Origin of the sequence: Nocardia cyriacigeorgica NBRC 100375 (genome assembly GCF_000308555.1) — a bacterium.
Lineage (GTDB): Bacteria > Actinomycetota > Actinomycetes > Mycobacteriales > Mycobacteriaceae > Nocardia > Nocardia cyriacigeorgica.
Window position 1 is genome coordinate 25,692 of the sequence record NZ_BAFY01000068.1, and the last position, 25,937, is coordinate 51,628.

Below are 25,937 nucleotides of genomic sequence, written 5' to 3' on the forward strand. Positions count from 1 at the left end.
TGGTCTGATAGGTGCATGGGCACGGCAGGTACGAAGGGTGTTCCGCGCGCGGAGCGGGAGCGGCAGATCCTCGATGCCGCGACCGAGGAATTCGGCCGCCACGGTTACGCGGGTACCTCGCTGGCGGCGGTGGCGGCCAGGTCCGGTGTCTCCAAGCCGATGGTGCTGGCGTACTTCTCCTCCAAGGATGGGCTGTACGCGGCCTGTGTGCGCCGGGCGGGCGACAACTTGACCAACCACATCGAGACCGCGATGGCCGACGGCGCCTCGGGCCTGCGATTGCCCGCGTTGGTGTTCACCGCGATCTTCGCCGCCTTGGAACCGCGGCCCAACGACTGGAATGTCATCTGGGACCGCGGCCTGCCCGAAGACGGGAACGCGCTGGCGGAGGCGTCCCGGGTGCGGCAGCGATTGATCGAGCAGGCTTCGCGGGGCGTCGCGGTGGTCGGCGAGGCGGGCACGCGGACCGTCGATGCCGATGATCTGGCCGTGCTCACCGAGGTGTGGACCGGGATGGTCAGCTCGGTGGTGCGGTGGTGGCTGCGTCATCCGGAGCAGTCGGCGCCGGAGATGGCCGCGCGCTGCCTGCGCATCGTCGACCTGATCGCCGACGCGGGCGTGCGCGATCGGCAGCGGACGCCTTGACCCTCGTATGACCGATCGGTAAATTACCGAGTGGTCACGCAACGGCGCGTCGGCCGGGCGACCGCCCCGGCGGACGCCCACGCTGGTCGGGAGGACGTTCTCTTATGTCGGCAACCGGTAGCACCGATCGGTCCCAGCCGGGGCAGCGCAGCCTGCCGGTGCGGCTCGCGGCGCGGGCGCTGCTCGCGGGGCTCGCACCACGCGTCGACCGGCGGATCATCGAATCCAGCCGACCGTTCGGCCGGCCGGAGATGCTTCGGCCGCACCAGGATTCGTCGCTGTGGGCGTGGACGCACTACGGGATCTTCCTGCCCCGCCTGCCCGGACGTCACCGCTACCTGAACACCATGACGCTGATCGGCGCCACCGGCTCGGTCTGTTTCGACAACGACTATCTGGCCGTCGCCGACGCCCGGCATACCAGCACCGTCTTCTCTTCGACCGCGCACGCCGGGCAACGCCACTACCGGGCCTACGACACCCGCACCGAATGTGAGTTCGCGGCCGACGGCTCGTCTCTCAGATGGGGTGAGGACCTCGAAATCACCGGCCGCTACCCGCATTTCACCGTGGCGGGCCGCTATCCCGGGTTCCGGGTCGACGCCGAGATCACCGCGACGCCGCAGGTGTCCTGGTTCATCCGCACCCCCGTCTACGACCACTTCAGCCTGCTGGCGACCTGCCGCGGCACCCTCACCGACGCCGAGGGCAGCACCGAAATCGACACCCTGTGCACCGTCGAATACGCCCGCTGCCTCTCGCCACAGGCCTTGACCGCGCGCCCGGTGCCCGAGAGGCTCAAAGTGCCGGTCGACTTCTTCACCTACCAGATCATCAATCTCGACCAACGCACCCAACTGCTGCTCACCGACGTCCGCGCCGCGGGCACCACCGCCTGCCGCATGGCGCACCTGCGCTCCCTGGACGGCGACGCCCGCGCGTTCACCGACGTGCGCATGGAGGTCCTGTCCGACCGCCCGGCCGTGGACGAACTCGGCCGGGTCATGCGGGTGCCACGCGAGCTGCGCTGGTCGGTACGCGACGGCAGGCGTGAGGTGTTCGCGCTGACCGGCACGGTCGACTCACCCCTGCGTTACGGGCACGGCCGCGGATACGCGGGCGCCATGACCTATACGGGCAGGTGGCGCGGGCGCCCGATCGATGGGAGCGGGTACGTGGAGTGGGTGGACTGCGAGGGGCGCTGAGGGGCAGGTAATCAGTGGCGTCCGGGTGCGGTCGGTCCCCGGCGGCGAGCGCGTGCCAGGAGCCATAGGCCGATAGCTGCTGCGGTGGCCGCGAGGAGCAGTAACGCGCAGCCCTCGACCAGGAGGGCGGCCCAGCGCGGTAGCCACAGGTCGAGCACTTCGACACCGGCCGCGAGCAGGAGATAGCCCGCGCAGGCCAGCATGATCGCCGCGGCGCCGAGAGCGACAGCGCCGAGCAGGGCGGTCTGTAGGCGGTCGAGCAGGTCGGCCCGTAGTGCGAGCGCCTTGCGCCGCAACCACTTCCATACTGCGCGCAGCGTTCGATAGCTGCTGGTGAGCAGGATATCCGGTTGCGGCTCGGTGGAGCCAGGTCCCGGTTCGGTGATGGTTTCGGTCATGCCGACACTCGCGTCGACAGCCGGCCGAGGGCGAAGCGGGCGAACGGGCGGACGAACGGCGCGGCCCAGCTCGCGGGGAGGAAAGCGAAGATGGCGGGACGGCCGCCGACGGTCCAGGCGACTTCTGTGCCGCCGTCCGCGGTGGGCTCCAGACGGAAATCCTGCTGGTAGGTGAGCACCACGAGCGGTATCGAGGTCCGCACGCCGACGACGGTCAGCCTGCGCCCCGGCTCGGCCCTGGTGACCTGTTCGACCGATGCGAACAGCAGAGAATCGAGGGTCCGCATGGCGCCTACGCCGCGCTCACTGTCCTGGTAGCGCATGCCGTTGATCAGCGGCAGCCAGGCGAACGCACCCTCGCCGAGGGCGTCGTATACCCGCTCTGGTGGTGCGGCGAACCGGGAGATCACCGTCATCTCGAAGGTGGGGCGCCGCGATTGCAGGGTGCGCAACAGCGATTCCCGCTCCGGTTCGGCGGTGGTGGACAACAGTTGTCGCACACGAGAGCGCAGGACGACCAGGGCGATGCACCCGGCGATCGCGCCGGCGACGACGAGTACCGCGGCGATGATGACGAGTTGTTTCATTGGCTGTTCCCTCGATAGATGGTGGTCACTGCGGCAGCAGCGGCGAGCTGACCTCGTTCACCAGCCACGATCCGTCCACGTTCTGCATGGACAAGGTGACCGCGAGCTGCCCCTCGCGCGGTTGCCCCTGGGTGCCGAGACTGCTGATCGACTGCCCGATCACGACGACCGCTCGGGTACTGTGTTCATCGCCGGATTCGATGGCGCACTGCACCTCTCCCGGCGTAGACACCACCTGCCCCTGCGTCAGCACCTCGCGCAAGTCCTTGCTGGTGGCATCGAATTCCTGCTTCCAGTCGCCGGTGGCGCCGTCGAGCACGGCGGCGAAATAGGTGTCCAGATTCCGGGCGTTGTAGTCGGCCAGCACCGGCGCGTACTCGCAGGCCGCCAGCCGAGCGGTCTCTCTGGCATCCTCGCGGGACTGGATCTGTTCGGCGCGGAACGCGAAGTATCCGGCCGCCCCCAGCGCTGCGATCACAAGAGCGACGCCCGCCGACCGAATTACTGTGTTGCGAGGGAGGGTGATCCGATCGGCACTGGCGCCGCTGCGGCTCTGCCCGTGGATGGCATCGGCATCGGATGCCGCAGGTGCGCTCCTTTCGGAGTCGGCGGCCGGGTCCGCACTGTCGGCACCGGCCTCGGAGAGTGCCTCGTCCGGTCGGTTCGGTTCCGGGTCTTTGTCGCTCATGGCAGTCCTGTCGTCGATGGGGTGCATTCACTTGGCGGGCAACGGGACCGAGAGTTCGTCGCCGCTGACGCCGGGTGGTGGGCCGGCGCCGTTGTCGGGCAGGTTCGGGCGCGGCGCGTTGGCGGAGCCGCGGATCTGGATTTCCGGGCGGGTGGTGACGCAGTAGTTGTAGAGGCGGACGCGGCCGTCGGAGACCTGGGTGGGGGAGACGGGGATGGTCTCGTATTCGCAGGTCGGGCGCGGCCAGATGTCGGTGAGGGTGTGGAAAGCGTTGTCGTGGGCCGGGATTCCCATGGCGGCCGAACCGAGCCTGATCGCCGGGAACAGGGCCCGCATGGCCGGTGTGCGCAGGCGGGCGGCGCGGGTGATGGCGACGAAGTTGATCACCAGATCGGTCATCGGGTCGGTGGTCTCGGCAATGACGCCGCCGAGGGTCGCCAGCTGGCCGGGCCCCAGGTCGAGCAGGCGCCGTACCTCCCGGTCGGCGGCGGTCAACTGGTCGAACAGCACACCCGAGCCGCGCACCAGCGTGCCCAGGTCGGGCTGGGCATGTGAGGTGGTTTCGGCGATCACGCTCAGGTTCCGGATGAGCTGGGTGGTCTGCGGCAGCATGCCGGTGAGCCCGGCCATCGCCTGGCTGATACCCGCGATGACGTTGCGCAGCTGGTCGGGCCCGTCGGCCAGTGCCTTGTCCAGCTCGTCGACGATGACGGTGAGCCGTTGCGGATTCAGCCCGGAGATCAGCCCGCTGGTGTTGGTCAGGAACGATTCGATCGTCACCGGCGTCGACACCCGCGTCGCGTCGATGACCGAACCGTCGGCGAGGTAGGGGCCCTCACCGGTGCTGGGTCGCAGATCCAGGTACTGCTCACCGGCCGCGGACAGCCGCTGCACCGCGGCGGTGGTGTCCAGTGAGATCCGGGTGCCGGCCTCGATCTCCGTAACAGCGACCACACCGGTATCGGCCAACTCCACCGACCGCACCGTGCCCACCCGCACCCCGCGCAGCGTGACGTCGTTGTCGACCAGTAGCCCACCCGACACCGGCAGCATCACCGTGACCCGGTAGGTTTCCCGCAGCGGATTGAACCGCACGATGTCCACCGCGATATACCCGGCACCGAGCAGCAGCATCGCCACCAGACCGATCGAGGCGACAACGTTCACCCGCTCGAACAGCCACGTCGCCACCCGTACGAGCACATTCGCGCCACGCTCCAGCCACCGATCCGCCAAGCGCAGCGCGGCATCGAACATCCGCAGCAACGGATAGATCAGGCGTTGTCTCATCGGTGCCCGCCCTGCAATCGTTCCTGGACCCGGGCCAGCACCTGCGCCAGACTGCCGACGAAGGCGGCCGGGTCGCTGCCGTCGGGCAACCGGCTGCCACTCGGATCGGTGAGCGCGCCGAGGCTCAGGTACGAGATGCGCGCGCCCACCGCGAGAGCGGTGCCCTCGGTCGTCGCCTGGAGCGAGGGGTAGAGGGTGTGCAGTCCGTCGAGGGTCCCGGCCAGGTTGTCGCCCATCCGGGTGAACCCGCCCATCAGCTGCTGCACGCTATCGAACAGGCTGCGGAATTGCTCGCCGGTGGTAGTGGTGAAGTCGCCGAGCGCGGCCATCGTGACCGACACCTTCGCGGTGAGGTCGACGATGGCCTGATTGTTCTCGGCGATCACCCCGATCAGCGGCGGAAATTGTTCGGCGGCCGCCCCCAATTCGGCCTTGCGGGCATTGAGCACCGCGGTGAGCCCGGTGAGCCCGTGCAGCACGCTGTCGATCTGGCCGGTGCGCTGGTTCAACGCGTCCAGCGTCGCGGTCAGTTCGGTGAGCAGATGCGCCAGTTGCGGGCCGCGCCCACCGATCATCGAGTTCATCTCGCTGGTGATCCGGGCGACCTGATTGAGCGCGCCACCGTCGAGCAGCATCGACATCGACATCATCAACTGCTCCACCGACGCACCGGCCGAGGTGTGCGCGCGGTCGATGGTGTCGCCGTCGGTGAGCAGCACGGCGTCCGGGCGTTTTTCGGGCAGAGTGAGGGCGATGAAGATATCGCCGAGCGGTGTGGCCTGGCGCAGTTCGGCACGGGTGCCCTCGGGCAGCTGGATCTCGCTGCTGATCTCCAGCGCCACCTCGGCACGGAAATCCAGTGTGTCGATCTCGCTGACCACGCCGACATCGGTGCCGCCGATCTTGACCCGGGCGCGTTCGGGCAGGTTGAGGGCATCGTCGAACACCGCGTGCAGGGTGTAGCTCGGCCCGTCCACGCCGGGTTGGGGCAGCGGGAGATTGTCGATGGTGACCGCGCAGCCGCTCAGGGTGAGCACGGCGAGCGCGGCGGCGCTGAGCCGGGTCAGGCGTCCGCTCGAGCCGGCTCTCGCTGGGGTGCCGGCGCGGCCGCCGGAGGCCGCGCTCACCGCGTCAGCCCCAGCAGTGCAGCGGTGAGCCCGAAGTCGGGCCCGAAATCTTCGAGCCGCCCCGTGCGGCAACCATCCGAACGTAACTGCACCCGCTCGCAGAACAACGACAGCGTCTCGTTGTCCAACAGCGACTTATCGGTGAGCAGATGCAACCGCAGCGCCTGATGCTCCGGGCTCATCGCGGCGGCGAAGTTCTGGAAGAACAGCGGCCCCACATCGACGATCTCGGTCAGCCCCCGCGCGTGCGCGCGCATCTGCGCGGTGATGGTGGTGAGCCGGTTCAGCGCCGCCGTCAGCGGTTCCCGGTTCTCCGCAACGACGGCGCTGGTGTTGGTGACGAAGTCGTTGAGCTGAGTGAGCACCGCTTGCAAACCGGGCGCCTGATCGCTCATCAAGGTCACCAGTTCGGTGAGCCGGGCGCTGAAATCGCGGACGGTCCGGTCGTTCTCGGCCACGATCTGGGTGATGTCGTTGAGCCGGACGATGGTGTTGGAGATCTGATCCTTGTTGGCGAGGGTCACCTCGAATGCCGACGACAGCGCGTCGAGGGTCGCGCGGATCTTGTCGCCATTGCCGTCCAGCATCGGGAACAGCACCCGGCTGGCCATCGGCCCCTCCGTGGAGCTGCCCTTCAACGCCTCGCCGAGTTGTTCGAAGTTGCGCAGGATCCGATCGAGTTCGACGGGAGTCCTGGTGCGGGCCAATGGGATATGCGCACCGTCGACCAGGGTGGGCGCGTCGTCGCTGGTCGCGGGAGTGAGTTCGATGTGCCGATTGGTGATCAGCTGGGGTGAGATCAGCGCCGCCTTGGTGTCGGCAGGCAGCCCCACATCGTCGATGGTCATGCGCACCTCCACGTACGCGCCTTTGGCCTCGATCGCGTCGACCCGGCCGATCGGCAGCCCCAGCACCGAGACCTCGTTGCCGACATACAGCCCGGCGACGTTGTCGAAATCGGCGCTGATATGTAGCAGGTTCCCGAGCAGACGGTCCGGTAGTGAGGTCAGATTGTGCGGGAGCGCCGAGCAGCCGGCGGCGAACGCCGCGACCACAGCGAGTACGACGAGACGGATGCGGTTGTGATTCATCGGCACTCCTGTACCGCGTGTGCCAGGCACAGCCAGTTGTCGGGGAACACCCACGGCAGATAGACCTCGCCGTACGGGCCGTTGCCGAAGGCATTGTTGAACTGCCGCAACGCCACCGGCATCACCTGGTAGAGGGCGTCGAGGTTGTCGCGGTTCTTCTGCAGGCCCTCGGACATGGTGTTCAGGTTCTGGATGAGCGGGCCCAGCCGGCCGTTGTTCTGTACACCCATGTCCTGCAAGGTTTTCGAGGCGGCGGCGATATTGTCGAGCAGTCCGCGAATCAACTCTTGGCGGCGCGCCACCGCGTCACCGATGGCTTGGCCGTGGGTGAGCAGCATGAGCACGCCGTTCTGGTTGTCGGCCACCAGCTGTGCGACGGCGTCCATGTTCTTCAGCAGACTGTCCACTTCGGCACGGCGATCACCGATCACCCCGGCCAGCACGCCCACGCTGTCGAGTGCCTGCGCGGTGAGTTCGGGGGAATCACCCATCTGCTCGTGCACCGCCTCGAGCGCGGCCCGCAGCTTGTCCGGGTCGAGGCGTTCGATGTGCTCGAAGGAATGCTGGTACGTCGGGTCGTCGATGACCTTGGACAGGTTGTAGGGGACCCTGGTGCGGTCGAGCGGGATCAGCTCGCCGGGCAGGCCGCTGCCGGTGCCGGGGTTCAGCTCGACGTGCATCTTGCCGAGGATCGTCGACATCTCGATCGCCGCACCGGCGTCCGGGCCGAGGGTGAGATCGTCGCGGATGGACAGCTCCACCACGATCCGGTCGCGCCGCAGGTGGGCCGCCTTCACCGTCCCGACTTCGATCCCGGCGACGTCCACGCTGTCGCCCGGCCGCAGCCCCGCGGCCTGAGCGAACTCCGCGCGCACCGTCCGGTGCCCGATCCCGGCCTGGGTGAGCAGCGTCGAACCGGCCAGCAGCGCGAGTACCGCCGCACCGGCCACCAGCCCGAGCCACCAGTGCCGGTTCTGCGAATAGCTGGGGACGGCGGCCCACATCTGCGGCATGGTCGGCAGCCCGAACCGCACGAGAACGCGGTTGATCAGCCGGAAGCGTTCCAAGAACTTCTCCATTACCGGCACACCTCCGTATGCGAATTCCCGCCGACCTGCGAGAACATGCCCTGCGGGAACAGCACGCCCCACAGCGACACATCGAGGCCGCAGACATAGGAATTGATGTAGGTCCCGTTGCCGCTGATGCGCGCCAGCCCGGCCAGCACATCCGGCAGCTCGACGGCCGCGCGGTCGAGCCGGGCGCCGTTGGACAGCAGCAGACTCACCCCGGCGGACGCATCCAGCTGCGCCTGTGCCATCCCCGGTGCCACCTGTCCGATCAGTTCGGTGAGCTTGTCGGTCGAATCCGCAACCTGGGTGACCGCGCCCTTCAACGTCTCGCCCTGCTCGTACAAGCCGGTGACCAGCGCGCGTGACTGGGTGATGAGCGTTTCCAATTCGTGGCTGCGATTGGCCAGCCCCGCGATGACGCCGCTGAGATTGGTGATCACCGCACCCAGAATCTCGTCGCGCTCCCGGAACGTGCTCGCCAGACTCGCCGCCCGGGTGATCAGCGCCGACAGCGATACTCCGTCGCCCTGTAGGGCCTGCACCAACGTCTCCGACAGCGAATTCACCTCGTCCGGCTGCAACATGCTGAACAACGGCTCGAACCCGGCCAGCAGCGTGGAGACATCGAAGGAGGACTCGGTGCGCTCCAACGGAATCGACGCGCCGTCGGTCAGCCGTTGGCCACCACCTTCGCCCGGCGCCAGCGCGATATACCGCTGACCGATCAAGTTCTGATACCTGATCAGGGCTTTGGTGGTGGTGTAGAGCCGCTGCCGCGACTGCACCGAGAACTCCACCCGCGCCTTACGCTGCGGATCGAGTTCGATCGCATCGACCCGGCCCACCCGCACCCCGGCCATCCGCACGTCGTCACCGACCCGCAGACCGAGCACATCGGTGAAGGTGGCGGAATAGCCGGTGGTGTCGCCGGGCACCGAGCGTTGCAGGGTCGACCAGATCGTGTACGTGGCGCCTAGAGCGAGGGCCACGAATACTGCCAGTCCTGCTATCGAACGGCGGGAGTATGTCATCGGTTCCCCTGGTCGGCTGATGGTGGGACGGATGCGAGCCCGCCGCTCGAGATCGCGGGCCCGAAACATGGGCCGATGGCATCCGGTGTCGCTGCCTGCATGTCAACGTCCCCCGTCCCGCACCTGCGCGGTCGTGTCGCGGACGGTGAGCGAACCGCCCGCGAGCACCGGGCCGAGCAGCAGGAGCTGCGCGGCGTTGGGTTCACCGCCGACGAGGGCGGCGACGGCGGCCCGGCCGCGCAGTGGCCGGGAGGTGGCGGACGCGGACCGGCGGGCGATGGGTGCCGCATCGGGGACGGCGGGGGAGCCGGGTGCCGGATCGGAGTGCGAGGTGGCCGCGCCGGATCCGGCGGTGCCGGTCGTGTTCGAGGCGGTTCCAGGTGCTCCCGGAGCCGCTGGGTCGGGACGCGGAGATCCTGGCGGAGGCGGCGGAGTTGATACACCGGGGATCGGGAAGGGGAGCGGCGGCAGACCCGGGATGAGCGGGAAACCGGGGAGCCCCGGCACCGGCGAGGTCCCAGGCGCCCCAGCCGTACCCGGTGCTCCGGCCGTTCCCGGAGCACCGGGCAGCGCGAGCGCTCCAGGCACTCCAGGAATGCCGGGCGCGATCGGGGCAGGCCCGGCCGAATCCAGGTGGCGCGGGACCAGTCCGGGCGGAAATGGCTGTGCTGGAGCCGTATTCGGCACGGAACCATCGGTGCAGCGCGGTCCGGCCACCTCCCCGTATCGCGGGCAGTCTTGTGCCGTGTACTGCTGGAACGGCGTGAACGTGACGTCGATGGCCCAGCTCATCTGCTTGCTCGGGCCCCAGTTGAAGACGGTCACCAGCTTGCCGAGTGCGGCGTTGAGGTTGGCGACCGACACCGGAAGCGCGTCCGGGTCGGCGGCGAGCGCGCCGAAGGTCTCGTCGAGGCCGGCCACCAATTCCTTGCCTGCGTCCGGGTTGCGGGCGAACAGGGCGTTGGTGGCGTCGATGGTGCTGCTCGCACCGGTGAGCAAGGCGACGACGCCGGCGCGCCGTTCGGTGATGGTGCGCGCCGAGGTCACCGATTCGGCCAGCACGTCGATCAACTCGGGTGCCGATGCGCTGATCGCGCTGGTCGCCGCACCGAGATCGCCGAGCAACTCACCGATTCCGGGGATCGCGCGGACCTGGGTGGTCCAAATGTCGAGGCGTTCGATGGTCGAGCCCGGTACCCGGGCGGCGGGGTCGAGCGCGTCGGCGAGAGTGCCGAGCACCCGGCCGAGCTTTTCGGGCTGGATGTGGTCGAGCACGGTCCGCAGGGTGGTGAGGGTGGTCTGGAGTTCGGTGGTCGCACGGCCGGTGTCCTGCTCGATGGTCGCGCCGGCCCGCAGGCCCAGCGGCGCCGCGCCGTTGTCGACCAGCTCCACGGCGGTGACGCCGAAGATATTGGCAGGCACCACCCGTGCGGTGACGCTGCCCGGAATCGCCTCGGCGGCCTCGGGCAACAGGTCGATCTCCACCCGCTGACGCTCACCCTTGGCGACGATGTCCACCCCGGCGACCGAGCCGACGAGCATCCCGCGGAACTTCACATCCGCCCGCTCGGGCAGCCCGTCTCCGCTGCTGGTCAGCATGGCGACGACCGGCACCCGATCGTCGAACGCGCCGGTGTAGCGCAGGCCGAGCAGCGCCACCACCGTGGCGATGACGACCGCCACGGCCACCCCGGCCACGCCCAACACGCGGTTCGACGGCCCGCGTCCACTCGGATCGATGATCATCGCCGCCCCTACCCGGAAATCCGCAGACCCGGGTCGATACCCCAGATCGCCAGTGTCAACAGCAGATTCGCGAAAACGACCACGATGATGGTGGTCTTGATGGCCTTGCCGGCTGCGACGCCGACGCCCTCCGGCCCGCCCGAGGCGACGAACCCGTAGTAGCACTGGATGAACGTCGCCAGCAGCACGAATGTCACCACCTTGAGCACCGAATACGCGATGTCCACGGGATCGAGGAACTGATGGAAGTAGTGGTCGAAGGTGCCGAGGGTGGTGCCGCCGAGGAACAGGATCGAAACTTTCGTGGTGAAATAGGCGATGGCCAGGCCGATGCTGTAGAGCGGAACGATCGCCACCAGCGCCGCCAGCATTCTGGTGCTGATCAGGTACGGCAGCGGCCGGATCGCGATGGACTCGAGCGCGTCGATTTCCTCCGAGATCCGCATCGAACCGATCTGCGCGGTGAACCGGCAGCCGGCCTGCGCGGCAAAGGCCAGCGTCGCCAGCAGTGGAGCCAGTTCCCGGGTGGTGGCGAAGCCGGAGACCGCACCGGTGAGCGGCGTCATGGTGAGCAGTTCGAGTGCCGTATGCGATTCCATACCGACGGTGATGCCGCCGAACCCGCACAGGATCAGCACCACGCCCGCCGTGCCGCCGCCCACGACCAGGGAACCGTTTCCCCAGGTCACATCGGTGATCAGGCGCAGCAGCTCCTTGCGATAGTGGCGCAGCACGAACGGCATCGCGGCGATCGACTGCACCAGCACCAGCCCGATGTGGCCGAGTCGCACACTCGCGTGCGCGGGCCCGGTGGCCGCGGCGGCCAGTGCGCGGGCGGGACGCAGCAGCGGCGGTGTGTAGGAACTCATCTCAGAGCACCTTCGCCGGGAACAGCGTGTTGTAGATCTGGGTGATCACGATATTGGTGGCGAACAGCACGATCGCCGAGGTGACGACCGCGGAGTTGACCGCGTTCGCGACCCCGGCCGGCCCGCCCTTGGCGGTGAGCCCGGTATCGCAGGCGATGATCGCGGTGAGCGCTCCGAAGATCGCGGCCTTCACGATCGCGACGACGAGGTCGGCGGCCACCGCGAACGAGGCGAAGGTGCTGACGTAGGAGCCGGGTGTCCCGGACTGGATGTAGACGTTGAACACGTACCCGGTGGCGAATCCGACGAAGACGACGAATCCGCACAGCAGCATGCTGATCAGCACCGCCGCCAGCAGCCGCGGCGCCACCAACCGCCGCACCGGGTCGACGCCCATCACCCGCATCGCGTCGATTTCCTCGCGAATGGTGCGCGAGCCCAGATCGGCGCACATGGCCGAACCGACCGCGCCCGCGATCATCAGCGCCGCCACCAGCGGCGCGCCCTGCCGGATGATGCCGAGCCCGTTCACCGCGCCGATGAAGGTGGTCGCGCCGACCTGGCTGACCAGCGACCCCACCTGAATCGACACCACCACCGCGATGGGAATGGCGATGAGCAGCGTCGGCGCGGCCGATACGTTGGCCATGAACGCGGCCTGCTGAAGGAACTCCCGGCCCGGAAACCGCCGTCGCGCCAGCGAAGTGAACAACTCGGCGAAGGCGCGGCCGGTCATGGTGACCTGCCGCCCGGCCGTCTCCACCGACTTCTGCGGATGGTCGCGCCAGTAGTCGAGACCGAACCTGATGATCCGTTCCCGATCGGTCGGATCGGCAACATTGTCCGTACTGATCATGTAGCCGCCTTTGGCTGGTCAGAGCATCAACCCCCGCGCACCGACCGTGTTCCTACACGAGCGAAGCGAATTGTCTGAGACAGTAACAAGGTCGACGGCGACCCGCTAGCCTTTCGTGGAAATTCTCGGTGCGGTCTCGCGGACCTCAGAAGTCGATGTCGGGGATATCGATATCGAGCACCGACTGTGTCAGCGCATCCAATTGATCCATGGCCGCACCGATATCGAGCGCTTCGATGCCATCGACCTCGGCGCGCAGTTCGTCGAGGTCGGCCAGCAGGGCGGCGGCCTCATCGATGACGGGTGCGTGGTCGCGCGGCGGATCGCACGGCTGCCACGAGATGGCCTCGTGCCACCAGGTATCTCGGCGAGCCCAGGACCAGGTGACCTTACGGGCCAGCGGGGCGTCGTCGGTGAGCAGGCGGAAGTGCGCGCCCGCGGTGTGGTGGGTCAGTTCCAGGATGGCGTCGGGTAACTGTCTGATACGGAGCTGGGTGTTGCGATCATGGGCCAACGTCAGTGTGGGCCGGTCGATATTGCGGGTGTCCGGGATCAGCAGGTCCACCAGGGGTTCGGTCACCGTGGGGAACGTGTGCGGCCCGGCTTCGACGGGAACGCGAGCGGCGGTGCGCGGATGATGCAGGCGGCCGGCGTCGACCTCGAACACGGCCAGATCGCGAGTCGCGGTCAGCCGCAACGCGATACACAGCCCGGCCAGGTGATCATCGGATTCGACTCCCAGTAACAGTCCGCGTCCATCGGGCGGCCGCACGACCGACAGCGGACCCGCCTGACGCCGCAGTTGCGCGACGACGATCCCGACCACCGGCAGGGGCGCCGTGGGCTCCGAGTGTTCCAGGATCGCCCGGTACTGCCCGAAAGCCTGTTCCGGCGAACCTGTTCCGGCGGCAGGCAATACGGCGAACACTGAACTCACCCGCCAAGTACAGCACTAACCGCCACGGGATGCCCCCCGCACTCCGCGGATATCGGACCTCAGATACCGGAGACGTCCGCGAGCTGTCCGATCCCGTAGGTGATCGCCATGGCCAGCGCCCCACCGGCCACCACCCGCACCACCGCCCGGCCGGGGCGACTGCCACCGAGTCGAGCGCTGATCGACCCGGTGAGCGCGAGTGCGATGAGGACCGCCGCGAACGTCACCGGGATGCGAAGGTGGGTGGGCGGCAACAATATCGCCAGCAGCGGCAGCAACGCGCCGACGGTGAAGGCGACGGCGGAGGAAAACGCCGCGTGCCACGGGTTGGTGAGTTCGTCAGGGTTCAAACCCAGTTCGGCCTCCGCGTGCGCGGTGAACGCGTCGTGCGCGGTGAGTTCCTCGGCGACCCGGCGCGCCGTCTCCGGTGACAACCCCTTGGCACGGTAGATCGCGGTCAATTCGGCGAGTTCGGATTCCGGCTCCTCCCGCAATTCCCGGCGCTCTTTGGCCAGTAGCGCCTTCTCGGAATCGCGCTGGGTGCTCACCGAGACGTACTCACCGACCGCCATCGAGATCGCTCCCGCGCTCAATCCGGCGATGCCCGCGGTGAAGATGGTGCTGGTGGCGGTATTCGCGGCGGCCACACCCACGACCAGACCGGCCGTCGAGACGATGCCGTCGTTCGCGCCGAGGACGCCGGCGCGCAACCAGTTCAATCGCGTCGCCAAGGCTTCGGTGTGCGGTTCTCCCGGGTGTTGCGCCGCGCCGTCGATCTCGCTCGATGCGTCCATAGCCGCAGCCTATGCCAGGGCGGCCTGCCCGCGGGCGAGACCGGGTTCGTTGCGGATCGCGGTCGGCGGCCTACCCCACCAGCGGCGACAGCAGCGGGTCAAGGTGGCCTGTTCGGTGAGACCGACGAGCGAGGCGATCTGGCTCATCGAGATATCGGTGGTGGTGAGGTACCGGCGGGTTTCGGTGCGGCGCACGTCGTCCAGCACGGCGGCGAAGGTGGTGCCCTCGGCGCTGAGCCTGCGCTGCAGGGTGCGCGGGTGCATCGTCAAAAGGCTGGCCACCACGCCGATCTCGGGTGGGGTGGTGCCGAGTAGCTGCTTGACGGCGGCGCGCACGGTCGGCACCACCGAGCTGCCGGTGGTGGCGGTCTGCTGGGCCAGGAACTCCATGGCCAGCCGATGCAACTGCTCGTCACCGCCGCTGAGCTGACGCCCGGCGAGGCTGCTCGGCACCCGCAGCAACGCGTCGCGGCGACCGGCCCGCACCGGCGCGCCGAAGAACTGCTCGTACACCGACAGCGGCGCGGGCGGCCGATACGGCAGCTCCACCGAACGCAGGCCGTAGCGATCGCCGATCAGCCGCTGGATGGCCCGGTGGACGAAGGCGAGGCCGAGGTCGGTGCCTTGTATCGGGGTCGCCGCCGCGGCCCGCACGCCGTAGCGCAACGCCACCACACCGCGGTCGCCGTACGGGTCGGGATCGAGCGACAGACTCAGCGAGCGCGCGTGCACGAACAGATACCGGGAACTGCATTCGAGCACGTCGGCCAGGGTTGGTGAACTACGGATGGCCAGCGCCAGCGGCCCGAGCATGGCCAGATCCTGGCGCGCCGACATACGCAAGCCCAGGTCGGGGCAGTCCAGCCGGTGCGCGGCCAGTTCCAGCACCGCCGCCACCGCCTGATCGGAGACCAACAGGTCATCGGTGTCCAGGGCGGCGACGGGAAGCCCGCACGAGGTGGCCAGCTCCTCGGCATCGCCGCCCAGTTCGGCGACCGTCACCCGGAATCCGCGCAGACCCGCGGAACGAATCACCGACATGTCGCCCAGAATCAAATACTTGTCGCGTGAAGTCAAGTGAGGCGGGCCCGCGCCTCGCACACTGGAGACCATGACCGAGACCGTTGTTGCTCCGGAACACCTGGATGTGGTGATCGTCGGCGCCGGGCTGTCCGGCATCGGCGCCGCCTACCGGTTGCAGACCGAATGCCCGGGCAAGTCCTACGCCGTGCTCGAGGCCCGCGACGCCATGGGCGGCACCTGGGACCTGTTCCGTTATCCGGGCATCCGCTCCGATTCGGACATGTTCACCCTCGGCTACCCGTTCAAGCCGTGGCGCGACGCCAAGTCCATCGCCGACGGCCCCTCGATCCTGCGCTACATCACCGAAACCGCCGCCGAGAACGGCATCGACCGCAAGATCCGCTACCGGACCAAGGTCGTCGCCGCCGAATGGTCCAGTGACACCGCGCGCTGGACGCTCACCCTCGAACAGCGCGACCAACACGGCGCGGTCGAACAGCGCGAGCTGACCTGCGAGTTCCTCTACGCCTGCGCCGGGTACTACAACTACGACCAGGGCCACGCGCCCGAATTCCCCGGCATCGAGGATTTCGCGGGCACCGTGGTGCATCCGCAGTTCTGGCCGGAGAAGCTGGATTACACCGGCAAGCGCGTGGTCGTCATCGGCAGTGGCGCCACCGCCGTGACGCTGGTGCCGTCGATGGCCGAGCAGGCCGAACTGGTCACCATGCTGCAACGCTCACCCACCTGGATCAGCCCGGTGCCCGGCCGCGACAAGGTGGCCGACCGGATCAGGGCCACGCTGCCGCCGAACCTCGCGCACCGGCTCATCCGCACCAAGAACATCCTGTTCAACGTCGGTTTCTACCAGTACTGCCGCCGCCGTCCCGAGGCTGCGCGCAAGCTGCTCACCGGCCTGACCACCCGCATCCTGAAGGACAAGCGGGCCGTCGCCGAACACTTCACGCCCAGCTACGACCCGTGGGATCAGCGCCTGTGCGCGGCGCCGGACGCCGACTTGTTCAAGGCCATCCGCAAGGGCAAGGCCGAGGTCGTCACCGACCGGATCGACACCTTCGTCCCGGAAGGTATCCGGCTGGCGTCCGGCCGCACCCTGCCCGCGGACGTGGTCATCACCGCGACGGGCCTGCAACTGCTGGCCTTCGGCGGCATCACCCCGGTCGTGGACGGGCGCCGGGTGGAGTTGTCGCAACAGTTCGTCTGGCAGGGCGCGATGCTCACCGGCGTACCGAATTTCGCCGTCTGCATCGGCTACACCAACGCCTCCTGGACCCTGCGCGCCGACCTGACATCGCGGCTGGTCTGCAAGGTCATCAACCACATGGACCGCAACGGTTACGCGGCCGTGGTACCGCGCCCGGATGGCAGGCTCGACGAGCGTCCGCTGCTGGATCTGGCGTCGGGCTATATCCAGCGCTCCATCGGCGACTTCCCGCGTCAGGGCGATCGGCATCCGTGGAAGGTGCGGCAGAACTATCTGCTCGATTCCGCCACCACGATGCGCACCGATCTCGGCAAGACGCTCGCGCCGACGCCGCGTTCGGCCGTGCGGAAGCCGGTCGATGCCCGGGTGCGCTGATCCGGCTCTGCCTCGGTCGATCCGATCGGTGAATTGTCAACGAGGGCAAAATAATTGAATCCGAAAGGACATCGGCGGTGCCGCCCGGTCCGCGCCCGGTTGTCGGTGGGCCGGGCTATCATGCGCTTGGTTCGTTCGGGTGAACGAGCACACAGGCCGTGACGCGCTCGGCGCGGGGCGAGCCGCGATCGTCGAGGCAGAGGGGTATCGATGGACAGGCCGGCGTGGGCGCCCGAGGGCGTGGATATGCAGCAGGCGAGCCCGGCACGGATGTATGACGCCCTACTCGGCGGCTCGCACAATTTCGAGGTCGACCGGCGCGCGGCGGAGATGGGCACCGAACTGGTGCCCGATCTACCACGGCTGGCCTTGAGCAACCGGGCCTTCCTGCGCCGGGCGGCGCGCTATCTCGTGCAGGCCGGCGTCACCCAGTTCCTCGATATCGGCTCCGGCATCCCGACCGCCGGCAATGTGCACGAGATCGCCCAGGAGCTCGATCCGAGCAGCCGGGTGCTCTACGTCGACATCGATCCGGTCGCCGTCGCCCACTCCCGGGCCATCCTCGGTGACGCCGAGCAGGCCGCGGCCATCGAAGGCGATCTGCGCAAACCCGCCGACCTGCTGGCCGCCGTGCGCGAGCACGGCCTCATCGACTTCGATCGCCCGGTCGCGGTCCTGCTGGTCGCGGTGCTGCACCTGGTTGCCGACGCCGACGACCCGGCAGGCAAGGTCGCCGAACTGCGCGCCGCCGTCCCGGCGGGCAGCTACGTCGCGATCTCGCATCTGACCTCGGCGCTGCGCCCCGAAGACGCCGCCAGGCTCGGCGCCTCGGCCGCCAACGACAACCGGGTGGGCATCCACTTCCGCAGCCGCGAAGCCATCGAGGCTATGTTCGAAGGATGGGACCTGGTCGAGCCGGGTGTGGTGGAGCTGCCTGCCTGGCGGCCCGAATCCGAGCGCGATCACCACGAAGCACCCGGCCGCTCGCTCGGCTTGGCGGGGCTCGCGCGCAAGGGCTGAACCAGAGCGGCAGGGGATGTGGCAGGGGGTGTGAGCGTGGGTGCCGGTGAGCTCGCGGTGGCGTGGGCCGATGCGCTCGACGGTGCGGTGGCGCCGACCCTCAACCGCGACCGGATCGAGGAACTGCTGGCCGAATTGGCCGGTCAACTCGTCGCCGCGCTGCGGGCACAGACCGAACCGGTCGCCGTGCGGGAGACGGCGGCGGCGCTGGTCGCCGCGAACTATCGCGATCCGCAGGTGGTGGGGCGAACCATTCCGGTGATCTTCGGAGCGATGGCCGAGCACGCGGGCCGAATCGATGACGCCGCGGAAGCGGTGCGCGACCGTGCCGTGCTGGTCGCGGCCGAATTCGCCACCGGCTTCACCGCCGCATTGCGTTCGGCGGCGCTGACCGAACAGGAAGCGACCCTGGCCGCGGCGCTCGGGGCCGCGCGCACGGCCGAATCCCGGCGCGAACTGTCGGAGGCCCGCTTCGCCGCGGTGTTCGCCGACGCGTCGGTCGGCATCGGCACCGTCGACGTCAACGGGCGGGTGCTCGATGTGAACGCCGCACTGGCGGAGATGCTCGGGATCTCGGCGGAATCCATGCCGGGGCGCCCGGTAGCCGAGCTACTGGGTGAGGCCAATGTCGGGCAGGCCTACGACCAGATGAAAAACCTGCTGGCAGGCACCATCGACCGATTCCGGCTGGAAACCGATCACCTGCGCCGGGACGGCACCATCGCCTGCCTCGACCTGTCGATGTCGGCGGTTCGCGATCACACCGGGCGGGTGCGTTTCCTGATCGGCGTCGTCGTCGACGTCACCGACCGCAAAGTGCTGGCCGACCAACTCTGGTACGACGCCAACCACGACGGTCTCACCGGGCTGCCCAATCGCGGCCTGTTCTTCGACCGGCTCGCCTGCGCCATCCCGCCTGTCGGCGTCTGCTATCTGGACCTGGACGGGTTCAAGGAAGTCAACGACGAATGGGGGCACACCATCGGCGACAAGGTGCTGCGCGTGGTCGGTGAACGCCTCCAGGAGGGGGTGGCAGGGGTCGGCGGGCTCGCGGCGCGCATCGGCGGCGACGAATTCATCGTCATGGTCGAACAGTGCACCGGCGAAGACCAGCTCACCGCGTTGCGCGAGGATCTGCTCGCCTCGTTGACCCGACCGATGATGATCGAGCACCGGCCCATCACCATCGGCGCCAGCATCGGCACCGTCTACCTCGAAGAGCCGCCGGCGGCCGTGGACGAAACCATGCACGCGGCCGACACCGCCATGTACCGCAACAAGCCGTCACGGACGCGGGCGCAGTAGCCGAGTGGTACGGCACGGCAGGCCTGGGCGGGTCGGGCACGGGCATGCACGGACGGTCAGGGCACGGTGTGCACGTAGAGCAGGGCGATGGTGGCCAGCGTCATCGCGGGCGTGAGCAGCCAGGTCTCGATCTTGTTGCCGGTACGGGAGATCAGCGGGATGCCGGCGCGCGTGCCCAGCGGCCACAGCAGTGGGCAGCCCTTATCGGTGAGGCAGTCGCCGAGGATGTGGATCAGCACGCCGAGCCCGATCGCGAACGGCAACCACGGCGGGACGTCGGGCAGCCAGCGCGCCATGAGCAGAGTGCCGCCGCCGGCCAGGAGAACGCATGGGCCATAGGCCTTCAGCGAATCACCGGACGGGCACAGATGCAGGGCGCGCGCGCCGAGCGCCAGCATGAAGAAGATCAGCCCGAAGGTGAAGTACTTGCCCCACACATGCTGCCCGGCCCAGGTCGCCCAGCCGGCCAGCAGCACGAACAGGAGACTGTGCGTGCCGTGCCGATGTCCGCCCGACACCGCGGAAACGCCCTGTGACAGCAGGTGACTCACCGGGCCGAGGGAATGGGAGATGGTGCCCTTCGGATGGTCGATATCGGGCAGCAACGCCGCGCCCGCGGTGATGATGGTGCCGAGCACCAGCTCCATCGCACTCACCCGCACCGGGCCCTGCACCAATTCCAGGACGGCGACCGGTGCCGTGGTCGCCGCGGCCGCGAAGGCCAGCGCCCCGCTGGTGGCATGCGAGTGCCCGAGCATTCTGTGCTGTTCCCCCCAACCGGTGGACCGTCATGTGCCCGAACAACTTAACAACACCCGCCGACAAGCCGGTTTCCGCTTTCGCGGGCCGGCCACATCCGATACGTTCCTGTATCGAACTGTGTAGAGGTGAGGGCGCTGGTGTCAGCGGAATCGAGGAGCGGGGCGAGCATGACGAAAACCGCAGTGGTGACCGGCGCATCGTCGGGTATCGGGCGCGCGACCGCGCGACTGCTGGCCGAGCGTGGCTATCGGGTGATCGGCACCAGCCGCAATCCGGACGCGATCGCCGAACACGATCGGATCACCGGCGTGGAGTATCGCGCACTCGACCTGACCGACCCCGAATCGATCGAAGCGTTCGGTGCCGACCTCGGCGCGGTCGATGTGCTGGTGAACAATGCGGGGGAGAGTCAGTCCGGACCGATCGAAGAGCTGCCACGGGACGCGATCGAGCGGCTGTTCCAGGTCAATGTTTTCGGCCAGGTGCGGCTGGCGCAGCTGGTGCTGCCCGGCATGCGGGCGCGCGGTGACGGGCGCATTATCATGGTGGGCTCGATGCTGGCGAGTTTCCCGCTGGCCTACCGGTCCTCGTATGTGGCGGCCAAGGCCGCGCTGAAGGGTTTCGCCGATGCGGCCCGGCTGGAGACCTCGCCGTTCGGGGTGTGGATCAGCACGGTCGAGCCCGGCTCGATCAGCACCGGTATCGGTGAGCGCCGCACCAAATACATCGGCGACGATTCGCCCTACCTGGCCGACTTCCACACCATGATCGAACGGCTCGACCGCAACGAACGCGCGGGCATTCCGCCCGAACAGGTGGCGGCGCTGATCCTGCGCGCCATCGAAGCGGGCAAGCCGAAGCCGTTGTACGCCACCGGAAGCCGGGCGCCGCTGGTTTTCCTACTGCGTAGGCTGCTGCCGGCGACGGTGATCGAGAAGGTCGTCGCCCGATCGCACGGTCTACGGCGCTGAGCTCGCGGTCGGCCGCTGAGTTCCCCGAGCGTGCCGAGCACGAACGCTGCTGGTGACCAGAAGAAAGACCAACGCCACCACGGCAATCGACGCACCGAGTCCGAAAATCGCGCCGTCGCGCGCCGCTACCACCGCGCCGCCGAGCACCGTGCCGAGTCCGATTCCCGCATAGATGCCGGACGCGTTCAGCGACACGACCAGCGGCGCTTCGCCGGGTGCGGCGTCGATCAAACGATGCTGTTGAGCCGGAGTCTGGCACCAGGTACCCGCGCCCCACAGCAGCACCAGCACCCCGACGAGTCCGGGGGAGCGCAGGCCCGACACCGCGATCCACATCAGCGCCGCCAGCCCGATGGCCATGCCTGCGTACCCGATCGCCAGTACTCGCGTCGGTCCCCAGCGATCGGTGGCGTAGCCCGAGGCGAGGTTGCCCGCTACCGCACCGGCGCCGTACAGGAAAAGCATCAGCGTCACCGCGTGCTCCCGGACGCCGACGCTCGCCAGCGCGGGCACGGTGTACGCGTAGGCGACGTAACCGGCGGCCATCCCGATCGCCGTCAACGGAAGGATCGCCGCGACCGCCGGTTTCGCCAGCACCGCCAGCCGCGTCCGCACCGGCACCCGCGGGTTCCCCGGCAGCGAAGGAAGCAGCCGCGACAACCAGATCGCCACCAGCAGGCAGAGCGCCGCGACGATGCCCAGCGCCGCCCGCCAATCCAGCCACCGCACCGCTACGGTGCCCAACGGCACCCCGAGCGCGGTGGCGACCGTCAATCCGCCCACGACGATCGCCAGCGCCCGCGCCCGCAGCTGCGGCCGAACCAACGCCGCGCTCACCGCACCGGCGTTCGGCGTGTACACTGCGGCCCCCAGCGCCGCCGCCACCCGGGCAGCCAGGAGCAACGCCATGGTCGGTGCCAGCGCCGACCCGAGATTCGCCACCGCGAGCACGATCAGCGCCGCCACCAGCAGTCCGCGTCGCGGAATCCGCGCCGTCAGCGTGGCCAGTACCGGAGCGGCCACCGCGTACGCGACCGCGAACACCGTGACCGACAACCCCGCTGTCGCTGTCGACACCGACAGCGATTCGGCCATATCCGGCAGAAACCCGGCGACTACGAAGGCATCGGTGCCGACGGCGAAGGTGCCGAGCCCGAGCATCCACACCGACCCGAGCCCACTCCCGTCGCGCCCGTCCGCCTCAGCTCTGCCGTCGCCGAGTCCACCCGTGCCCGGCTCGTTCAGGCTGGGCTTGCCGGTGACGATGCCGGGATCAGAATCCGCTCCAGCTTCGACATCCCCTCGTATCGGGATATTTCGCATCCCTATTCTCCTCACCTGTGTGCCGCCACGAGGGCGGTGAAATCTAGTTCATCTGCGCGTAAGTGCGCCGCGTCCACTCGGCGGTGCTCGCGGGCGTCTGGGCCATCAGGTCGGCGATGGTCGTCGCGGCGAGTTCGCGCCGCCAGGCCAGTTCGGCTTTGCGCATGGCGGTGGCTACGCCGCACGGGCGGGCGAAACGGGAGGCCGGTGCCGTGCTGCCCGCGCCGTCGCGGCGGATCTCGGTGCAGCGGAAGGCCTCGTCCGGTCCCTCGATCGCGCTCACCACATCCATCAGGGTGATCCGTTCGGGGCGGCGGGCGAGCTCGAATCCGCCACGGGCCCCGGGGATCGATGACAGGATCTGTGCGCGCACCAGATCTTGCAGCCGCTTCTTCAGGTACTGCTGCGGCAGGTCGAACCACTGCGCGAGCCGGGTGGTGGGGATCGGCCCCTGATCCTCGAGCCACGCAATGGTGAGGCAGCAGTGGATGCCCCATTCGACGCCTTCGCCCATCCGCATGAAGGGGATATTACATGTACCGATTAAGCCCTGTCGGGCAGGTGCGCTAGCGTCGGGGCATGCGGCTTCATGTGGGCTGTGCGATGTGGCAGCATCCGCACTGGCAGCAGCGACGGCTGCCTGCGGGGCAGCGTTTGGGGTGGTACGCGGCCCGGTGCAACGCGGTCGAAGGCAACACCACCTTCTACGCCACCCCGTCCCGGCAGACCGTGCAGACCTGGGCCGCGCAGACCGGCCCGGACTTCCGCTTCGTCGCCAAGCTGCCCCGCACCGTCACCCACGACCGCCGGCTCCTCGGCGCCGATGCCGAACTGCGCGCCTTCCTCGACGCGATCGAACCGCTCGGCCCGCGCACCCATGCGCTGTGGATCCAGCTGCCGGGCTCGTTCGGCCCGACCGATCTCGGTGTGCTCGCCGGTTTCCTGCGTGGACTACCGGAGGGCTATCGCGTCGCGGTGGAGGTCCGCCACAGCGCCTTCTTCACCGACGAGGGCATCGCGCGGCAGCTGGAACGCGTGCTGGCCCGGGTCGACGCGGAATGGATACCGTTCGACACCACAACGCTGTTCGCCGCACCACCTGCCAGCGACGGTGAACGCGAGGCCTGGGGCAAGAAGCCACGCTTGCCCCGCCGGATGCGGGCCGTCACCGAGTTCCCGATCGTGCGCTATCACGGCCGCGACGCGACCGAACCCACCGTGGCGGGGTGGCAGCCATGGGTCGCCACCGTCGCGCAATGGTTGCGGGAAGGCCGCTCGCCCACGGTGTTCCTGCACACCCCCGACAACGCCGCGGCCCCGGAGCTGGCTCGCCGCTTCCACGACGAGGTCCGCGCTCAGGTGCCGCGACTGGAGCCGCTGCCGGAACCGGTCTCGACCGAACCGATGACCTTGTTCTGACCGCGCCGAGACCGCGGCGTTGTCTGGACCGCGGCTAGCTCGACCGCCCGCCTCGGAACGACAGCACATGCTCGCCGTAATCGGTGAGCGGACGCGACTCCACGGCCTGGCGAATACCGCTGGCCGGCAGCTGAGTCAGCTTGGCGAACATCGGCGTATTGCCGAACGCGGCTCGCACCTGCGTCTCCGAGGCGTAATCGGCGCCGTAATCGGCCAGCACCCCGAAGTTCAACGGCGCCAGCGGCGTATCCAGCGGCGTCGGTTCGGCGGGGCGGCCGAGCGCGGCGTACTGGGTCGGTACGCCCTGCTCGTACCAGCACAATTCGTAGGACAGCTGCTCCACGGTGGTCACGCTGACCACCGGCCAGCGCTGCGACAGCCGCAGCGCGAGCGGATGCCTGCCGACCGGTGCGATCTCCCAGTTCAAACTCTGCACCGACACCCAGCTGCCCGACAGCCGTTCGATCAGCACCAGGTCGTCACCGAGGGTGGTCGCGGTGTTCAGCTCGGGATCCGGTGTGCTCCAATGCGTTCGGTCCACGCCCTGAAAAGCGGAGATGGCGACGGGCGCGGCGCCGTCGGCCGCGTAGGCGGCGATGACGGCGGCACGGATCTGCGCCACCGCGTCGGCCGACGAGCACCGCACCGCCAGCGCGCCGAACGAGGTGGCGATGTCCACCGGCTTGGACGGCGGATCGGGCATGGCGCCCGCGGCCAGCGGCTTCAAACCGACAAGCGCCAGGTTCCAGTTGATCTCCTCGATGGTGGAGAGATCGCCCGCGCTCTGATAGAGGATCTGCTGCTGGGTCAGCCGTCCTGCCCGTTCCAGGGTCGGACATTCCAGCTTCTTCAAGGCGCCGAGAGTCTTGCTGGTGAAACCGATCTCGCTGATCTTGGTCTCGCGCATGGTCGCCGTCATCGCCGGTGAGGTGAGCGCGGCGTAGCGCTCGCGGTACATGGCGACGGCCTGTTTACGTTGCCTGCCGACCATCAGGGTCCGCAGCAGGGTGTTCAAACTGGCGAGGTACTTGCTGGACTGATCGGGGTCGGCCGCGAACAGCCCGGCCCGGATCCGCACCGCCTCCTCGGTGGCCGCCACCGCTGCGCCGGGATCCAAACGGCACAGCCACACACCGCATTTCGACAAACCGTCGGCGCAGACACCCGCGGCATTGGGATGGGTGGCGGCGACGTGGCGGTAGGCGTTGCAGGCGTCCCGGATGGTGGCGGTGGCCAGTTCGCGGTGCCCGATCGCGCGGGCGGCCTGTTCCAGGATGCGCAACGCGTCCTGGACCTGCCCGGCGAATTGAGCCGAGACATGGCCGTTGGTGAGCCAGCGCAACCGGATCAGGACCGCTTCCTGAGCGGGTTCGAGGGCGGCGGCGGAGCGGTCGCGCGCGGTGGGATCGTTCTTGGTGGCGGCCAGTGCCGTGGCCAGCTCGCACAGCGAGGTCGCCAATTGCAGTTCGGATTCGGCCGAACGGTCCATGGCGGCACGTCGATCCGTGGCCACCCGGCGCTCGATGGCGCTCAGATCCATCGCGATCCCAACTCCCGCATCACCTTCCGTATCCGGTCGCCTATCGGCCGGCTCGGGTGATCGGGCCGAGTCTGCCACAAATCCGAGGTGGGCAGCACCTGGTTGTCCTGGCCTCGAGAGGGAATGCGAAACCTATTGAACGTGCCGTTGTTTAACGGTACATTAATTGACGATCAGCATCGCGCCTCCCGCTCTCCGCGGACCGCGACCGGGCATCGCCGAGGACCGCGGCGATGCGATCCGAACCAGGAGTTCCGATGAACCGAACCACTGTCCTCGCCCGCACCCGCCGCGGCCTCGCGCGCGCGGCCGCCGTCGCCGCGATCGCGCTCGGGCCCGCCGCTGTGATGGTCGCGCCCGCCGTCGCCGAGCCGCTCATCCTCGAACCGATCGAATCCGCCGAGCACACCACGCCGGACGCGTCGGCCGACACGGTGTACTACGGCTATGGCTACGGCGGATACGGCGGTTACGGGTACGGCGGCTACGGCTACCCGGGTTACGGCGGGTACGGCGGCTATGGCTACGGCGGCTACAGCTACCCGAACTACGGTGGCTACTACCTGTGGCCGGTGATCGTGCTCCCGCCGACCGGAAGCGCCTACTGATATCGCACCATGCCCGGCGATCGGCGTGG

At 68.5% G+C, this 25,937-nt stretch carries 26 protein-coding genes; 8 read left to right on the forward strand and 18 right to left on the reverse strand.

Going from position 1 to position 25,937, the window contains the following annotated elements; genetic code table 11:
* The first annotated feature begins 15 nt into the window (after nucleotides 1-15).
* The gene (locus tag RJ05_RS05955) at nucleotides 16-645 is read left to right on the forward strand and encodes a TetR/AcrR family transcriptional regulator (RefSeq protein WP_036534015.1); all 630 of its coding nucleotides are present in this window, start codon (nucleotides 16-18) and stop codon (nucleotides 643-645) included.
* A gap of 104 nt (nucleotides 646-749) precedes the next feature.
* Nucleotides 750-1,850 (forward strand): DUF6670 family protein, encoded by a 1,101-nt coding sequence (locus RJ05_RS05960; protein ID WP_051016282.1) that lies wholly within the window; start codon nucleotides 750-752, stop codon nucleotides 1,848-1,850.
* Nucleotides 1,851-1,861: 11 nt separating this feature from the next.
* On the opposite strand, the gene RJ05_RS29215 is transcribed toward RJ05_RS05960, so the two are convergent.
* The 14 genes from RJ05_RS29215 to RJ05_RS06030 all read right to left on the reverse strand — a co-directional run bounded on the left by RJ05_RS29215 (nucleotide 1,862) and on the right by RJ05_RS06030 (nucleotide 15,378).
* Nucleotides 1,862-2,248: a phage holin family protein gene (locus RJ05_RS29215; RefSeq protein ID WP_051016283.1), complete on the reverse strand. Its 387-nt coding sequence runs from the start codon at nucleotides 2,246-2,248 to the stop codon at nucleotides 1,862-1,864.
* On the reverse strand, nucleotides 2,245-2,835 hold the full coding sequence (locus RJ05_RS05970; protein ID WP_051016284.1) for an SRPBCC family protein: 591 nt from the start codon (nucleotides 2,833-2,835) through the stop codon (nucleotides 2,245-2,247). Before RJ05_RS05970 ends, RJ05_RS29215 begins: the two co-directional genes overlap by 4 nt.
* Nucleotides 2,836-2,860: 25 nt before the next feature.
* On the reverse strand, nucleotides 2,861-3,523 hold the full coding sequence (locus tag RJ05_RS05975; protein ID WP_036534020.1) for an Rv1363c family protein: 663 nt from the start codon (nucleotides 3,521-3,523) through the stop codon (nucleotides 2,861-2,863).
* 27 nt (nucleotides 3,524-3,550) lie between these two features.
* The gene (locus tag RJ05_RS05980) at nucleotides 3,551-4,813 is read right to left on the reverse strand and encodes an MlaD family protein (RefSeq protein ID WP_081597186.1); all 1,263 of its coding nucleotides are present in this window, start codon (nucleotides 4,811-4,813) and stop codon (nucleotides 3,551-3,553) included.
* Nucleotides 4,810-5,940, reverse strand: a complete 1,131-nt coding sequence (locus tag RJ05_RS05985; protein WP_081597187.1) for an MCE family protein — start codon at nucleotides 5,938-5,940, stop codon at nucleotides 4,810-4,812. Before RJ05_RS05985 ends, RJ05_RS05980 begins: the two co-directional genes overlap by 4 nt.
* On the reverse strand, nucleotides 5,937-7,031 hold the full coding sequence (locus tag RJ05_RS05990) for an MCE family protein (protein ID WP_036534101.1): 1,095 nt from the start codon (nucleotides 7,029-7,031) through the stop codon (nucleotides 5,937-5,939). Before RJ05_RS05990 ends, RJ05_RS05985 begins: the two co-directional genes overlap by 4 nt.
* On the reverse strand, nucleotides 7,028-8,110 hold the full coding sequence (locus RJ05_RS05995) for an MCE family protein (RefSeq protein WP_051016285.1): 1,083 nt from the start codon (nucleotides 8,108-8,110) through the stop codon (nucleotides 7,028-7,030). The genes RJ05_RS05990 and RJ05_RS05995 overlap by 4 nt, the downstream gene beginning before the upstream one ends.
* Nucleotides 8,110-9,135: an MCE family protein gene (locus RJ05_RS06000; protein ID WP_036534022.1), complete on the reverse strand. Its 1,026-nt coding sequence runs from the start codon at nucleotides 9,133-9,135 to the stop codon at nucleotides 8,110-8,112. Before RJ05_RS06000 ends, RJ05_RS05995 begins: the two co-directional genes overlap by 1 nt.
* A gap of 102 nt (nucleotides 9,136-9,237) precedes the next feature.
* Nucleotides 9,238-10,881, reverse strand: a complete 1,644-nt coding sequence (locus RJ05_RS06005; protein WP_036534025.1) for an MlaD family protein — start codon at nucleotides 10,879-10,881, stop codon at nucleotides 9,238-9,240.
* A gap of 8 nt (nucleotides 10,882-10,889) precedes the next feature.
* Nucleotides 10,890-11,750 carry an ABC transporter permease gene (locus RJ05_RS06010; protein ID WP_036534027.1) on the reverse strand — a complete coding sequence of 287 codons (861 nt, stop codon included), beginning with the start codon at nucleotides 11,748-11,750 and terminating at the stop codon, nucleotides 10,890-10,892.
* Nucleotide 11,751: 1 nt separating this feature from the next.
* A complete protein-coding gene (locus tag RJ05_RS06015) occupies nucleotides 11,752-12,606 on the reverse strand; it encodes an MlaE family ABC transporter permease (protein ID WP_036534030.1) in 855 nt (284 codons plus the stop codon).
* Between the two features lie 145 nt (nucleotides 12,607-12,751).
* A complete protein-coding gene (locus RJ05_RS06020) occupies nucleotides 12,752-13,543 on the reverse strand; it encodes a hypothetical protein (RefSeq protein WP_138445755.1) in 792 nt (263 codons plus the stop codon).
* A 59-nt stretch (nucleotides 13,544-13,602) separates the two neighbouring features.
* Nucleotides 13,603-14,337 (reverse strand): VIT1/CCC1 transporter family protein, encoded by a 735-nt coding sequence (locus RJ05_RS06025; protein WP_036534035.1) that lies wholly within the window; start codon nucleotides 14,335-14,337, stop codon nucleotides 13,603-13,605.
* Nucleotides 14,338-14,346: 9 nt separating this feature from the next.
* Nucleotides 14,347-15,378 carry an AraC family transcriptional regulator gene (locus RJ05_RS06030; protein ID WP_036534038.1) on the reverse strand — a complete coding sequence of 344 codons (1,032 nt, stop codon included), beginning with the start codon at nucleotides 15,376-15,378 and terminating at the stop codon, nucleotides 14,347-14,349.
* A 70-nt stretch (nucleotides 15,379-15,448) separates the two neighbouring features.
* On the opposite strand from RJ05_RS06030, the gene RJ05_RS06035 reads away from it, so the two are divergent.
* The 3 genes from RJ05_RS06035 to RJ05_RS06045 all read left to right on the forward strand — a co-directional run bounded on the left by RJ05_RS06035 (nucleotide 15,449) and on the right by RJ05_RS06045 (nucleotide 19,285).
* Entirely contained in the window at nucleotides 15,449-16,960 is a 1,512-nt protein-coding gene (locus RJ05_RS06035) for a flavin-containing monooxygenase (protein WP_036534041.1), read from the forward strand.
* Between the two features lie 210 nt (nucleotides 16,961-17,170).
* Nucleotides 17,171-17,980, forward strand: a complete 810-nt coding sequence (locus RJ05_RS06040) for an SAM-dependent methyltransferase (protein WP_036534044.1) — start codon at nucleotides 17,171-17,173, stop codon at nucleotides 17,978-17,980.
* Between the two features lie 36 nt (nucleotides 17,981-18,016).
* Entirely contained in the window at nucleotides 18,017-19,285 is a 1,269-nt protein-coding gene (locus tag RJ05_RS06045; RefSeq protein WP_036534106.1) for a diguanylate cyclase domain-containing protein, read from the forward strand.
* Nucleotides 19,286-19,341: 56 nt separating this feature from the next.
* Here the strand turns inward: RJ05_RS06045 and RJ05_RS06050 are convergent, their stop codons facing one another.
* Nucleotides 19,342-20,043: a metal-dependent hydrolase gene (locus RJ05_RS06050; RefSeq protein ID WP_036534046.1), complete on the reverse strand. Its 702-nt coding sequence runs from the start codon at nucleotides 20,041-20,043 to the stop codon at nucleotides 19,342-19,344.
* A gap of 171 nt (nucleotides 20,044-20,214) precedes the next feature.
* Here RJ05_RS06050 and RJ05_RS06055 point away from each other — a divergent pair, with 171 nt between their 5' ends.
* Entirely contained in the window at nucleotides 20,215-21,018 is an 804-nt protein-coding gene (locus RJ05_RS06055) for an SDR family oxidoreductase (RefSeq protein ID WP_036534049.1), read from the forward strand.
* Here the strand turns inward: RJ05_RS06055 and RJ05_RS06060 are convergent.
* Entirely contained in the window at nucleotides 21,007-22,341 is a 1,335-nt protein-coding gene (locus tag RJ05_RS06060) for an MFS transporter (protein ID WP_228790715.1), read from the reverse strand. The genes RJ05_RS06055 and RJ05_RS06060 overlap by 12 nt on opposite strands.
* 43 nt (nucleotides 22,342-22,384) lie before the next feature.
* The gene (locus tag RJ05_RS06065; RefSeq protein WP_036534052.1) at nucleotides 22,385-22,861 is read right to left on the reverse strand and encodes an RrF2 family transcriptional regulator; all 477 of its coding nucleotides are present in this window, start codon (nucleotides 22,859-22,861) and stop codon (nucleotides 22,385-22,387) included.
* 59 nt (nucleotides 22,862-22,920) lie between these two features.
* Between RJ05_RS06065 and RJ05_RS06070 the strand changes: the two genes are divergently transcribed.
* The gene (locus tag RJ05_RS06070; protein ID WP_228790712.1) at nucleotides 22,921-23,760 is read left to right on the forward strand and encodes a DUF72 domain-containing protein; all 840 of its coding nucleotides are present in this window, start codon (nucleotides 22,921-22,923) and stop codon (nucleotides 23,758-23,760) included.
* Between the two features lie 34 nt (nucleotides 23,761-23,794).
* Here the strand turns inward: RJ05_RS06070 and RJ05_RS06075 are convergent, their stop codons facing one another.
* Entirely contained in the window at nucleotides 23,795-25,300 is a 1,506-nt protein-coding gene (locus tag RJ05_RS06075) for a hypothetical protein (protein ID WP_036534058.1), read from the reverse strand.
* A gap of 257 nt (nucleotides 25,301-25,557) precedes the next feature.
* Here RJ05_RS06075 and RJ05_RS06080 point away from each other — a divergent pair, with 257 nt between their 5' ends.
* Nucleotides 25,558-25,908, forward strand: a complete 351-nt coding sequence (locus RJ05_RS06080; protein ID WP_036534061.1) for a hypothetical protein — start codon at nucleotides 25,558-25,560, stop codon at nucleotides 25,906-25,908.
* Nucleotides 25,909-25,937 lie beyond the last annotated feature (29 nt).

Excerpts from the sequence above, each read along its gene's own strand:
- RJ05_RS05955 (WP_036534015.1), top strand. The coding sequence starts at position 16 with ATGGGCACGGCAGGTACGAAGGGTGTTCCGCGCGCGGAGCGGGAGCGG.
- RJ05_RS05960 (WP_051016282.1), top strand. The coding sequence starts at position 750 with ATGTCGGCAACCGGTAGCACCGATCGGTCCCAGCCGGGGCAGCGCAGC.
- RJ05_RS29215 (WP_051016283.1), bottom strand. The coding sequence starts at position 2,248 with ATGACCGAAACCATCACCGAACCGGGACCTGGCTCCACCGAGCCGCAA.
- RJ05_RS05970 (WP_051016284.1), bottom strand. The coding sequence starts at position 2,835 with ATGAAACAACTCGTCATCATCGCCGCGGTACTCGTCGTCGCCGGCGCG.
- RJ05_RS05975 (WP_036534020.1), bottom strand. The coding sequence starts at position 3,523 with ATGAGCGACAAAGACCCGGAACCGAACCGACCGGACGAGGCACTCTCC.
- RJ05_RS05980 (WP_081597186.1), bottom strand. The coding sequence starts at position 4,813 with ATGAGACAACGCCTGATCTATCCGTTGCTGCGGATGTTCGATGCCGCG.
- RJ05_RS05990 (WP_036534101.1), bottom strand. The coding sequence starts at position 7,031 with ATGAATCACAACCGCATCCGTCTCGTCGTACTCGCTGTGGTCGCGGCG.
- RJ05_RS05995 (WP_051016285.1), bottom strand. The coding sequence starts at position 8,110 with ATGGAGAAGTTCTTGGAACGCTTCCGGCTGATCAACCGCGTTCTCGTG.
- RJ05_RS06000 (WP_036534022.1), bottom strand. The coding sequence starts at position 9,135 with ATGACATACTCCCGCCGTTCGATAGCAGGACTGGCAGTATTCGTGGCC.
- RJ05_RS06005 (WP_036534025.1), bottom strand. The coding sequence starts at position 10,881 with ATGATCATCGATCCGAGTGGACGCGGGCCGTCGAACCGCGTGTTGGGC.
- RJ05_RS06010 (WP_036534027.1), bottom strand. The coding sequence starts at position 11,750 with ATGAGTTCCTACACACCGCCGCTGCTGCGTCCCGCCCGCGCACTGGCC.
- RJ05_RS06015 (WP_036534030.1), bottom strand. The coding sequence starts at position 12,606 with ATGATCAGTACGGACAATGTTGCCGATCCGACCGATCGGGAACGGATC.
- RJ05_RS06025 (WP_036534035.1), bottom strand. The coding sequence starts at position 14,337 with ATGGACGCATCGAGCGAGATCGACGGCGCGGCGCAACACCCGGGAGAA.
- RJ05_RS06030 (WP_036534038.1), bottom strand. The coding sequence starts at position 15,378 with ATGTCGGTGATTCGTTCCGCGGGTCTGCGCGGATTCCGGGTGACGGTC.
- RJ05_RS06035 (WP_036534041.1), top strand. The coding sequence starts at position 15,449 with ATGACCGAGACCGTTGTTGCTCCGGAACACCTGGATGTGGTGATCGTC.
- RJ05_RS06040 (WP_036534044.1), top strand. The coding sequence starts at position 17,171 with ATGGACAGGCCGGCGTGGGCGCCCGAGGGCGTGGATATGCAGCAGGCG.
- RJ05_RS06050 (WP_036534046.1), bottom strand. The coding sequence starts at position 20,043 with ATGCTCGGGCACTCGCATGCCACCAGCGGGGCGCTGGCCTTCGCGGCC.
- RJ05_RS06055 (WP_036534049.1), top strand. The coding sequence starts at position 20,215 with ATGACGAAAACCGCAGTGGTGACCGGCGCATCGTCGGGTATCGGGCGC.
- RJ05_RS06060 (WP_228790715.1), bottom strand. The coding sequence starts at position 22,341 with ATGCGAAATATCCCGATACGAGGGGATGTCGAAGCTGGAGCGGATTCT.
- RJ05_RS06065 (WP_036534052.1), bottom strand. The coding sequence starts at position 22,861 with ATGCGGATGGGCGAAGGCGTCGAATGGGGCATCCACTGCTGCCTCACC.
- RJ05_RS06070 (WP_228790712.1), top strand. The coding sequence starts at position 22,921 with ATGCGGCTTCATGTGGGCTGTGCGATGTGGCAGCATCCGCACTGGCAG.
- RJ05_RS06075 (WP_036534058.1), bottom strand. The coding sequence starts at position 25,300 with ATGGATCTGAGCGCCATCGAGCGCCGGGTGGCCACGGATCGACGTGCC.
- RJ05_RS06080 (WP_036534061.1), top strand. The coding sequence starts at position 25,558 with ATGAACCGAACCACTGTCCTCGCCCGCACCCGCCGCGGCCTCGCGCGC.